The following is a 10,758-nucleotide window of genomic DNA, read 5'->3' as shown; positions in this document are numbered from 1 at the left end:
GCTGATGCGCCGGTCGCCTTCGCATCGACGCGTCGATGCGAAGGCGCGAGGGTATAAGGCGGCAAGCTGATGCTTACCGGGCCCATTCCCAGTCCTTCACCGCCGGAGGCAGGGGATTCAACGACTGTTTTCCGGCCATCTCGTACGGGATCGGAAGACTTGCGGGCCGCGGCTCAGGCTCCACCGACCGGTGATCAACGTTGGTTGCCAGGGGCGAATCCCCAACGCTGGCCACGGCCGTCGCCGGTGCTGCGGAGGCGGAGGCGGTGCCCATCGCCGATGTCGTCTTCCCCCGCTCAAGGTACACGGGAATTCGGCGTCCGACGGACACGATCCGCACACGCTCCATGCGTCGGGCGAGGTGCTTCGCATTCCGGCGGTGGCGCACGACGTCGCCAACATCGCGGCGGAAGGCCGCCTGCGAAACGCAGATCCCCAGCGAGGGGCGATAGAACTTCCCAAGCCGACACTGCGCTGCCTCGGCCGTCGGCATCCAGGAGAAACAGGCCAGAGCAGTTGCCCCTGCCACCGATAGGTGCAATCTCATGCGGCGCTCCCATATGGTGAGCGGGCCCCTTCGGTTCTTGAATTTTTCGTTATATTGTTATATGTCGCTGATTTGAGACCTCATTTTGTGTCAATAATTTGGCATTTTGGCAGATCATTACTGAACTGCCGGCGCATGGCCGGACGGTGCGAGATCAGACTTCCGCGACTTCGGGCCGTGGTGCGGCCCTCCGAGCCTCCGGAACCAGGTGCCGCTGCAGCGTGAGCGCCAAGGCGCTCGATCGCCAGGGTCGGCGCGTGACGTCGACGACGGGGATGGCGGAGAGAACGTCCGGCCGCACCGTGTCGGAGGCCGACAGCGACAGCACGATGGGCCGGCTCAGGAGCGCGGCGGCGCGCCGGGCGAAGGCGTGCCCCGGCAGCCCGGGCAGCCGATAATCGACGATCAGCAGGTCGAAACGCTCCGGATTCGTTCGAAGGGCCGTCAGCGCGGCGTCCGGGTCGGCATAGCCCACGGGCTCGTAGCCCAGGGCCGCCAGGGTCTCCTCGTCCTCCTGGACCGAGGCGCGCGTGCTGCCGACGATCATCACGGTGCCGCCGGCCGCGGAGACGCGGCGTCCGGCCTGAGGGATCACGGGCAGCCACACGTCGAACGCGCTGCCCTCGCCGAGCGCGCTGCGCACGTCGAAGGCGCCGTCCTGTTCCTGGACGAACTCGAAGGCCGTCGCGAGCCCCAGCCCCGTTCCGGCCGGACGGGTGCTGAAGAACGGCTCGAAGATCCGGGCGAGCGTCGTCTCGTCCATGCCGCAACCGGCATCGACGACCCCGATCCGGACATACGTTCCGGGCTGGAGACAGCCATGGGACAGGGTTCGCGCCTCGGTGAGGCGGACGGGCTCGAGCCGGACCTCGACCGCCTCCCCCGGCGCCGAGGCCTGGACGGCGTTGCGGATCAGGTTGTGGATGACCTGCTGCAGCTGCGCCGGCTCGCCGCCGACGATCGCGCCGCCGGCCGTTCCGGCGAGACGGATCGCGGTCGGGCTCGCGGTCGAGGTGCGGATCTGGGACACGGTTTCGGTGACGATCGCATCGACCGAGCTCGTCCGCTGCGTCGAGCCCCCTCGCCGCCCGTAATCGAGGATCTGCCCTGCGATGTCGCGCGCCCTGCCACCGGCCTGGACCAGCAGCGCGACCTGCTCCGCGGCTCGCTGCGGGTTGGCCGGCAGGGCGTCGGCGGCGATCTCCGCGTGGCCGAGCACGACGTTGAGCACGTTGTTGAAGTTGTGGGCCACGCCGCTGGCGAAGGTTCCGATCGCCTCGAGTCGCTGCGCGCGCCGGAGGGCCGCCTCGATCTCGCGCCGCTCGGCCCAGACGTGCTGGCGCTCCAGGGCGGCGCCGAAGCTGTCGGCTCCGATCTGCAGCAGCCCCCCCGAATGGCGCAGCCAGGTCGGCCAGGCGGTCCTGCGCTCGAAGCACATCACCCCGACGACGCGCTCGCCCCGGCGCAGGCGCACGCAGCTCCACGCGACGACGCCCCGGACGGCCAGGGCCTGGCGCAGGGCGGGAGGCAAGGTCCGCTCCGCGGTCTCGACGAAGAGGTGGTCGTCGGGCGCCGCGATGATGTCGGGGATCAGGGCGCGCTGCGCCTCGGGCCAGCCGCAGGGCGGCGGGCGACCCGGCCGGTTCCAGAGATAGACCGCGTCGGTGCCGTCGAGCATCAGGACGTAGCCGTGATCCGTGCCCAGACCGTCCCCCATCATGGCGAGGAACTCCACGATGCGCGCGGAGATCTCGTCGGGCTGGCTCGCCAGGAAGCGGTTGGCGGCCCGGGCGACGACGATTTGGAAGGCGATCGTCCGTCGCAGGACCATGGTGCCCGCCCGCATCAGCAGGCCGACCCGCACCACCAGGGCCAGCAGGACGAGGGCGGCGGCGTAGAGCGCGAGGCGGAAGTCGTCCGCCCGGGCCTGTCGTTGATCCCGCAGGGCGCGGCGGGCGTCGAGCAGGGCCTGCCGCGCCTGCTCGCTCGACCAGGCCGGCAGCAGGCGACTCGCCGCGTCGACCTGCGGCAGCAGGTCGAGGAGCTGGCGCCCATGAAGGACGATGGCGGCGATGTCCGGCGCCAGCTCCGCTGGATGCGGGCCGGCCGCCAGAGCGTCCAGCCGGGTGTCGATCTCGGTGATCCGCATCGGACTCGCGTCGCGCGCGAGTTCCGAGACCCGGATCTGGAGGGCGGCGATCGCGTGCGCGAGCCCGGGACCGGTCCCGGACTCCGACAGGCGGTCGCTGAGGGAATCGAAGTAAGCGAGCGAGTTCTGCACGAGGGCGTTGCCGGTCTTGAAGCGCTCGACCATCCGCCCTTCCTGGGCGATCGTCTCGGAAAGGGCGCGCATCTCGCCGTCATCCGGTCTGCTCTCGAGGCGCAGCTCGGCCAGGGCGGCCTCGATCTCGCGCAGGCGGGCCACGATCGGATCGTAGTTGCGCAGGAGACCGGTTCGGGCCCGCAGCACGTCGTGCTGCATCCGCGATTCGGCCAGCGCGATCGCGTCGACGAGGCGCTGGCTGCGGACATACGCGGCATCCATCTCGCCTTTGCCGTTGATCATCAGCCATGTGAGCAGCGCGGCCAGCGACGCGCCGAGCACGGCGGCCTGCGCGGTCAGCCTCATGGCCGCCGCCCCTCGCCCGGCGCGGCGGGCGCCTCCGGGGCCGTGAGGGGCCGCCCGTCGTAGGAGCCGGTCAATGTCCCGAGGAACGCGACGATCGCCGCCACCTGTGCCGGGGTCATCTCCCGGCCGAGCTGCGCCCGGGCCATCATCCGCACCGCTTCCGGCAGCGTAGCGACACTGCCATCGTCGAAATACGGCGCCGTGACCGCGACGTTGCGCAGGCTCGGCACCCGCAGCACCTCGCCGGACTTGTTCGGAATGGCGACGAAGATCCCGACCTTCTCGAACAGGTTGGCGCCGACGTTGACGCCCTGGTGGCAGGCCGCGCAGCCGATCCCCCGGAACAGGTCGTAGCCCGCCCGCTCGCTCTCGGTGATCGCGTGGGCGTCGCCGCGCAGCCAGCGGTCGAAGCGGCTGTCGGGAGTGAGCAGGCTCCGCTCGAACTGGCTGATCGCGTCGATCACCGCCTCCCGGTCGACCTCGCGGCCATAGGCCGCGCGAAACGGGCCGGCGAGCGCCGGATCGGCACGGATCACCGCGAGGATGCGGGGCCAGGAGCCGCCCAGGAACTCGGGTTCCGTCAGGGCCTTCTCGTCCTGGTCCCGCAGGCTCAGGATGTCGCCCGCCCAGCCCAGGCGGAAGCTCAGGGCCGCATTGAAGACCGTCGGCGTGTTGCGCGGCACCGGCGTGCCGTCCGTGGCCAGGTCCCGGGCGGCGGCGCTCGCCCCGTTGGTCGTGATGTCGTGGCAAGTGATGCAGGCCCGGTCGCCCCCACGCGACAGCCGGGTATCGGTGAAGAGCCTCCGGCCGATGGCGGCCCGGCTCGGATCTGTCCCCAGCGTGCCCGGGACCGGCGTGACGATGCTCAGCGCCTCGATCGCCTCCGCGGATGAGGGGCCGCCGGCCGGCCACGGCCGGGGAACCGGCTCGGCGAGCGGCGCCGGGATGGTCGGAACGCTCCCGAGGAGCACCGCGACGAGCGGCGCGACGAGGAGCCCGGCCGGGCGTCGCAGGGCCATGGCTACACCCGCTCCACGGCTACGGCGAGGACGTAACCGATGCCGCGCTCCGTGACGATCAGGCGCGGGGCGCTCGGATCCGCCTCCAGCTTGCGGCGCAGCCGGAGGATCTGGACGTCGATGCTCCGGTCGAACACGTCCTCGTGGACCCGGGTGGCCTGCAGGAGATGCTCGCGGCTCAAGGGGCGCTGGGGCGCGTCGAGAAAGGCCAGCAGCAGGGCGTACTCGCCTTTGCTGAGAGCGACCTCTGCGCCTTCGGGGTTGGTCAGGCGCCGGCGGCGGCGATCGAGCACCCAGCCCTCGAAGCGGCTGCGGTGGGAGTCCTGCGTCCGCGCCGGAATGAACGCCACCTCGGCCCGCCGCAGGACGACCCGCACCCGCGCGAGCAGCTCGCGCAGGCCGTAGGGTTTGACGAGGTAGTCGTCCGCGCCGAGCTCGAGGCCGATCACCCGATCGATCTCGTCGCGGCGATGGCCGGTGGTGATGATGACCGGCAGGTCGCTCCGGGCGCGCAGGTCGCGCAGCAGGTCGAGGCCGTTCTCGAGGCCGAGGCGCAGGTCGAGCACCACGAGGTCGTAATCGGCCTCGGCGAGCCGCTTCTCGGCCTCGGCCCGGTTGATCGCCGGGGTGACGTCGACGTCGTGGTCGGCGAAGTGGTCCGAGACGATGCGCTGCATGCCCGCATCGTCCTCGATGAGGAGAATGCGCGTTGCGCCGGGCCGCGCACCGCGACCCTGACCTCGGTCCGAACTGGGTTCGATCATGGGCAACTCCGCTCCGCGGCCGCGCGCCGCCACGATCCCGACGCGCCGACCCCGGATGCCCGAAGCCCTCCGGGAGGCGGGAGGATTGCGCCGCCCGGCACGCGTCGCGCCGCCGTCGGCGGCCAGCCCGCCGGCCGTTCGAACGCGTCCGACGCCAGACCCTGCACGGCAGAGTTGCTATCATGCTGATCGCAAGATGGCGACCTTCTGCTTGTGCGCAATAGCACAAGGCGAGCAATCGTTGATCGACACGGTGCCATCGTTCGACCGATGGGTCGTCCTGTTACGATCGTAACCATGATTCCTGCCGGGTGACACGCTGCCGTAATCGGCAGATCTGACGACCATGCTCTCCCGACGGAGAGTTGATCATGTCCAATCGCGCGAACCCGAAGATCAGCACTGACGATCGGCGACGCTCCCGCAACCCTGCCCCTGATCCGTTTGACCCCGCGGATGGTCTTGCGGTGCCCGGAAGCCCCGAGCGGGAGGCGGCCAGTCCGGCCACACACCCGGACGCGGCAGTCCGGCCCGCGGGCGCCGGCGTCAGGCGCTGGTTGCTCGACACCCTCCTGGTCGGTCTGGCCCATGGCGGCTGCATCCACGGCACCCATCCGGACTACGTCGCGTTCCTGCGCGACCTTGGCCGGTCCCCGCGGCGGTGAGCCGGCCGGGCCGTCGGGCGGGCTGCCCGCCCTCCACGGGGGCGGCCTCAGGAGACCCGGCCGGTTTGCGGCTCCTCGCCGAGGAGCCGCAGGGCCGACGCGATCACCTGACGGGTCTGAGTGCTGAGCCGCTCCCGGCGCGCCCGCCTGTCATACTGTCTCAGGCGCAGGAGGAGCCGGTCGTCGCGTGATGATCCGCGCGCGATGCCTCCGATGACGGCGTCCGTGATCAGCCGCCGCAGCAACATCTCGAAGAAATCGTCCGTGTTCGTGCGCCCTGTCATGATGCGGACTTCCCTTTGCCGTGAAGCGAAGCCTGTCTCGGACGCCCAGGTTACAGCATGATGTCATGACGATCGGCGAACGCCACGGTTCGCGCGGGATGTGCGGCCCCGCACAAGCCGGCCGTATCGACTCCTGATCCGCCGGGGAGCGGTGCTGCACGGCCCGCCGCGTCCGATGTTATGATTGTAACCATCGACCGAGCTTCCGACATCGTCCTGTAGCTCGCCCTTCAGAGGGTTCTCGCACACCATCGCAGCGAGGATCAGCAGATGAACGGAGACGAAGGCCAGCCTCGACGGACCGACATCGACGGCGCCGCGCACGGCATCCCGACACTGACGGTCGCGGAGCTGGAGGCCGATCCGCACGGGGTGTTCCGCGCCTGGCGGCCCCGGCTGCCCGTCATCGGCCACGAGGTCGCGGGCCGCCTCGTGCTCCGGGCCACCGACGTCGACCGGCTGATGCGCGATCCACGCCTCCAGGCGACGGAGACCCTCTATCCGGAGACGCGCGGGATCCCGAACGGCACGCTGTTCGACATCTTCGCCGACGGGATGCTCACCGCCAACGGCGCGGTCCACCGCAGGCGCCGCTCGCCCTTCACCCGCACCTTCGCGGTCCGGCTCGTCGAGGGCCTGCGGCCCCGGATCCGCGCGGCCGCGGACGATCTCGCCCGAGACTGGATCGGGCAAGGCGAGATCGATCTCGTCGAGCGCTACACCGCCCTGATCCCGGCCCGGACCATCGCCGACCTCCTCGGCCTGCCGCGTGCGGACATCCCCCGCTTCACGCGGCTCGCCTACGAGGTCTCGCGCGTGCTGAGCTTCACCTTCGCGCCGGACGACGTCCCGGATCTCGAGGCGGCGGCGGTCGCGCTGCGGGATTACGTGATCGAGATCCTCGAGGCGCGTCGGTCGGCGCCCCGGGACGATCTCCTGTCGCGCTTCCTCGCCGAGGCCGAGGCGGCGGGCGAGCTCACGCCACAGGAGGTGGTCATCCAGATCGTGCAGATGATCATCGGCGGCACCGACACCACGCGGGTCGCCGGCGCCGTGCAGGTAGCGCTGCTGCTGCAGCACCCCGCCCAGTGGGAGGCGGTCGGCCGCGATGCCGGCCTCATTCCGGCCGCTGTGGCGGAATCCCTCCGTTACGAGCCGAGCGTCGGCTCGGTCGGGCGGGTCGCCCGGGACGACATCGTGCTCGACGGCCACGTCCTGCCGGCCGGCCGCCTGATCCTGCTCTCGACGATGTCGGCGCTGCGGGACGAGGCGGCCTACGCGCAGCCCGATACTTTCGACATCCGGCGCTCCGACCTCCCGCGCCTGCATCCGGTCTTCGGCGGCGGCGCCCACCGGTGCATCGGCGAGGCCCTGGCCCGGATCGAGCTGGAGGAGGGGCTTGGCGCCCTGCTGCGCCTGACCCCGGATCTGCGCCTGGCCGGCGCGATGCCGGTCCTCCAGGGCCACAGCGGCATCCGCCGCCTCAACGGCTTGCGGGTCGCTGCCGGGCGTGCCCGCCCCGGACCGGTGCAGGCGTAGCCCCTCCCTCCGCGATCCTCAGCTGCCCCGCGCCGGGCCTCCACCGGCTTCGATCCCGGCTGCCGCATTGGCCGGGCCCCCCTCCCCTCATGCAAGGAACGAACGATGAAGGTCCTCCTCTGCTCGACGCCCGCGACGGGCCATCTCAATCCCCTCCTGGCGATCGCCCGCATCCTGGTCGACGAGGGCCACGAGGTCGCGGTCCTGTCCGGAACCCCGTTCCGCGAGCGCGTCACCGCGACCGGCGCACGCTTCATGGCCCTGCCAGGATGGGCGGATTTCGACGGCTGCGACCTCCGCGCGGTCGTGCCCGAACTGGCGCGGATCCCACCCGGGCTGGAATGGCTGCGCGTCGCGATGGAGCGCGTGTTCATCGACCGAATCCCCGATCAGCACCGGGGCCTTCAGGATGCCTTGCGGGCCTTCCCGGCCACGATCGTGATCGGCGACGACATGTTCTTCGGCGTCCTGCCGCTGCTGCTCGGACAGCGCGCGGAGCGGCCGACGATCGTCCTGTGCGGCACGTCGATCCTGCACTGCGCGCGTCCCGACAGGGCACCGGCCTTCCTCGGCCTCCCGCCGGCCGAGACCCTCGAGCAGGAGGAGGCCTATGGCCTGCTCGCAGAGGCCTACGACGGGGCCGTCGGTCGGCCGGTCGCGCGAAGCCTCGCCGGCGTGCTGGCGAAGCTCGGCCGGACGCCACCTTCCTGGGCGCTGTTCGATGCGGTGGTGCGGCTCGCCGACACCTACCTTCAGCTCACCGTCCCGACCTTCGAATACCCTTTCGCGCCGCCCTCGACCGTCCGCTTCATCGGGGCATTGCCCGTCATTCCGGGACAGGCGCCGCTGCCGCCCTGGGCGGGCGACCTCGACGGCACGCGCAAGGTCGTGCTCGTCACGCAAGGGACCGTCGCCAACCACGATTTCGGCCTGCTCGTCGGCCCGACCCTCGCGGCCCTCGCCGGTGAGCCCGACATCCTGACGGTCGTGACCGCGGGCGGGCGGGGGCTCGACGCCATCCCGGGCCCGATCCCGGCCAATGCACGGCTCGCTCCCTACCTTCCCTTCGAGTGGGTGCTGCCCCGGATCGACGCCATGGTGACCAATGGCGGCTACGGCAGCGTCAACCAGGCCCTGAGCTTCGGCATCCCGCTCGTCGCGGCAGGCCTGACCGAGGACAAGGCCGACGTGAACGCCCGTATCGCCTGGTCGGGTGCCGGAATCGACCTCGCCACCAACAACCCGAGCCCGGAGGCGATCCGGCAGGCGGTGCGGACCGTGCTCGACGAGCCTGGCCACCGCCGCGAGGCGCGGCGCCTCGCGGCCGAGTTCGTCGCCTACGATGCCAGGACCGAGATCCTGCGGCTCCTTTCCCGCCACGCCGGAAGCGGAGGCGCGCGCAGCGCCGCGTGATCGGCTGCCCATTCGCAGCCGGGCCGCCGCGAGCGGGGCCTCGTCGACCATCGTGACCGGACATCTCAGGGCCGTCTCGGATCCGTGCGATTCGAGACGGCCCGCTCGCGTCGACGCTGCTGCGCACGCACAGCCCAGGATGCGGACACATCCGACCGCCGGCTATCGCGAACTGCGACAACAAGACGACGGCCTGGCGAACATTGCAAAATAGACATATCGTCGTTTCTCAATGAATGCCGGCCTGACACGTGTCCGGCGCAGGGCGACGTCCCCCTGCCCGGTTCCGGTCAGCTGCTCCGCATTGCCGGCGTAGCCTTTTCCTTCTGCACCGACATCACGCCGTAATCCGGTCCGCCGATTCCTGGCCTCATGCCAACGAAGAGGAGCGGACATGACTTTCGACGGCGTGAAGTTTTCCGTGTGCGCGGCGATCGCGCTTTTCATTCTGCCTGCGTCGGGGACGCGCACCGCGCGGTCGGAGACTGCCGTGCAGGTCGCGCAGCGTGTCGTCCCGGCCTTCGTGCATGCCCCCGTCCGCGCATCGCCGACGGAGCCGCGGGGACGTCCGGTTGCCATCGAGCGCGAGCACCTCAGGGCGCAACGGATCATCGACCGCGTCTGCGTGGGCTGCTGATGCCGGCGCTATTCCTCTCCAGGATCCGCGACGGCGAGGCGAGGGGATATCCCCGCCCGGATCATCGAACCCGGGCAGGACAGCCGATCCGCACCTGGTTCGCAGCGGCGAGCGGGTCGCTGAGGCCGTTCGTGATCGCAGCCCGGATCCCGCTGCTCCTGGGCCTTGCCGCCACGACCGTGCCGGAGCCTGTCGCTCTCGTCCTGGCCGGACTCGGCCTGATGGGGTTCTCGCTCCGGATGCAGCGCCTGCATGCCGCGCAGGAGTCGGCGGCCCGACACCGGTCAAACCTCGCGCGCCTGACGGCACCGGCGATCGCCCGGTTGGTTGCGGAGGCCGACCCTGCCGGCCCGTGCACCGGCTGGGAGCAGGAGGCCACGATCCTCTTCGCCGATATCCGCGGCTTCACCAGCCTCTGCGAGGGTTTGACGCCCGGCGAGGCTGCCGCTTTCCTCGCCGCCTTCCGCGCGCGGGCGGCCCGCGCCGTCGAAGCGGAAGGCGGCGTCGTCGACAAGTTCGTCGGCGACGAGGTCATGGCCGTCTTCGGCCTGCCGAGCCCCTCCTCCGACGACGCGGATCGCGCCGTAGCGGCGGCTCACCGGCTCGCCGCCGCGATGCGCGCGTGGAGCAGCGAGAGAGCGGCAGCGGGATTGCAGTCCGTCCGGCTCGGGATCGGGCTGCATCGCGGCCCGATCTTCCTCGGCATGATCGGGGCGGACCGGATCGAGTTCACGGCGGTGGGCGATACGGTCAACGTCGCGCGCCGCCTGGAGCAGATGACGCGCACGGTGGATTGCGAGTGCCTGGCCTCCGAGGCTGTGACGCGGGCGGCACGGGCGGCCCGGATGCAGGTCGTGCCGATCCGGTCCGTGCGCGGTCGTCGGGCCGGCCTGCGGATGTTCGCACTGAGCCTGACCGAGTGAGCCTCGGCTCGATGGGAACACGGCTCTGGCGATGTGCCCTCCTCGGGTCGGCGGATCGCGTGTCGATGTCTATCGGGGCCAGCGCGTTCGTAGTCCATCGCGGGTCATGCCCGGCCTCATGGTCGCGCAACTTCCGCACCGCCTGCCCGTGCACCTACGGCGAAGGCGGATCCGTTCGCTTCGATATGCCTCCACCATCTCACACGTTGAAGCATCGAGGAAACTCGGGGCGGTTCACCTGGCGAGACCGCTTTGCCCTGTCACTTCCGGTTCGTCTTCGACCGTGCAGCCTTGGTGGCGGCTCACCCGGTCGCAAAGACGGCGCCGATCACGGGCGT

Annotated in this window: 9 protein-coding genes; 5 read left to right on the top strand and 4 right to left on the bottom strand. The window is 70.8% G+C overall.

Annotated elements, in window-relative coordinates; translation table 11 throughout:
- Positions 1-701: 701 nt before the first annotated feature.
- From MFF64_RS33500 to MFF64_RS33490, 3 genes are read right to left on the bottom strand one after another with little or no spacing between them, the layout of a single operon-like run.
- The gene (locus tag MFF64_RS33500; protein WP_238193495.1) at positions 702-3,176 is read right to left on the bottom strand and encodes a two-component system VirA-like sensor kinase; all 2,475 of its coding nucleotides are present in this window, start codon (positions 3,174-3,176) and stop codon (positions 702-704) included.
- Positions 3,173-4,195, bottom strand: coding sequence for a cytochrome-c peroxidase (locus MFF64_RS33495; protein WP_238193494.1), 1,023 nt, complete (start codon positions 4,193-4,195; stop codon positions 3,173-3,175). The genes MFF64_RS33500 and MFF64_RS33495 overlap by 4 nt, the downstream gene beginning before the upstream one ends.
- 2 nt (positions 4,196-4,197) lie before the next feature.
- A complete protein-coding gene (locus tag MFF64_RS33490; protein ID WP_238193493.1) occupies positions 4,198-4,959 on the bottom strand; it encodes a response regulator in 762 nt (253 codons plus the stop codon).
- 467 nt (positions 4,960-5,426) lie between these two features.
- Between MFF64_RS33490 and MFF64_RS33485 the strand changes: the two genes are divergently transcribed.
- Positions 5,427-5,624, top strand: coding sequence for a hypothetical protein (locus MFF64_RS33485; RefSeq protein ID WP_238193492.1), 198 nt, complete (start codon positions 5,427-5,429; stop codon positions 5,622-5,624).
- A 47-nt stretch (positions 5,625-5,671) separates the two neighbouring features.
- On the opposite strand, the gene MFF64_RS33480 is transcribed toward MFF64_RS33485, so the two are convergent.
- A complete protein-coding gene (locus MFF64_RS33480; protein WP_238193491.1) occupies positions 5,672-5,908 on the bottom strand; it encodes a hypothetical protein in 237 nt (78 codons plus the stop codon).
- Positions 5,909-6,178: 270 nt separating this feature from the next.
- Here MFF64_RS33480 and MFF64_RS33475 point away from each other — a divergent pair, with 270 nt between their 5' ends.
- The 4 genes from MFF64_RS33475 to MFF64_RS33460 all read left to right on the top strand — a co-directional run bounded on the left by MFF64_RS33475 (position 6,179) and on the right by MFF64_RS33460 (position 10,420).
- A complete protein-coding gene (locus tag MFF64_RS33475; RefSeq protein WP_238193490.1) occupies positions 6,179-7,447 on the top strand; it encodes a cytochrome P450 in 1,269 nt (422 codons plus the stop codon).
- Positions 7,448-7,552: 105 nt separating this feature from the next.
- Positions 7,553-8,860, top strand: a complete 1,308-nt coding sequence (locus MFF64_RS33470; protein WP_238193489.1) for a glycosyltransferase — start codon at positions 7,553-7,555, stop codon at positions 8,858-8,860.
- A gap of 394 nt (positions 8,861-9,254) precedes the next feature.
- Entirely contained in the window at positions 9,255-9,497 is a 243-nt protein-coding gene (locus MFF64_RS33465; protein WP_238193488.1) for a hypothetical protein, read from the top strand.
- A gap of 131 nt (positions 9,498-9,628) precedes the next feature.
- On the top strand, positions 9,629-10,420 hold the full coding sequence (locus tag MFF64_RS33460; RefSeq protein ID WP_238193487.1) for an adenylate/guanylate cyclase domain-containing protein: 792 nt from the start codon (positions 9,629-9,631) through the stop codon (positions 10,418-10,420).
- The last annotated feature ends 338 nt before the right edge of the window (positions 10,421-10,758 follow it).

Source organism: Methylobacterium frigidaeris (assembly GCF_022179185.1).
Classification (GTDB): domain Bacteria; phylum Pseudomonadota; class Alphaproteobacteria; order Rhizobiales; family Beijerinckiaceae; genus Methylobacterium; species Methylobacterium frigidaeris.
This window is presented reverse-complemented; position numbering and strand designations above follow the sequence as displayed.

Bases quoted from the DNA above. Each gene is read 5' to 3' on its own strand.
- MFF64_RS33500 (WP_238193495.1), bottom strand. From the start codon at position 3,176: ATGAGGCTGACCGCGCAGGCCGCCGTGCTCGGCGCGTCGCTGGCCGCG.
- MFF64_RS33495 (WP_238193494.1), bottom strand. From the start codon at position 4,195: ATGGCCCTGCGACGCCCGGCCGGGCTCCTCGTCGCGCCGCTCGTCGCG.
- MFF64_RS33490 (WP_238193493.1), bottom strand. From the start codon at position 4,959: ATGATCGAACCCAGTTCGGACCGAGGTCAGGGTCGCGGTGCGCGGCCC.
- MFF64_RS33480 (WP_238193491.1), bottom strand. From the start codon at position 5,908: ATGACAGGGCGCACGAACACGGACGATTTCTTCGAGATGTTGCTGCGG.
- MFF64_RS33475 (WP_238193490.1), top strand. From the start codon at position 6,179: ATGAACGGAGACGAAGGCCAGCCTCGACGGACCGACATCGACGGCGCC.
- MFF64_RS33470 (WP_238193489.1), top strand. From the start codon at position 7,553: ATGAAGGTCCTCCTCTGCTCGACGCCCGCGACGGGCCATCTCAATCCC.
- MFF64_RS33465 (WP_238193488.1), top strand. From the start codon at position 9,255: ATGACTTTCGACGGCGTGAAGTTTTCCGTGTGCGCGGCGATCGCGCTT.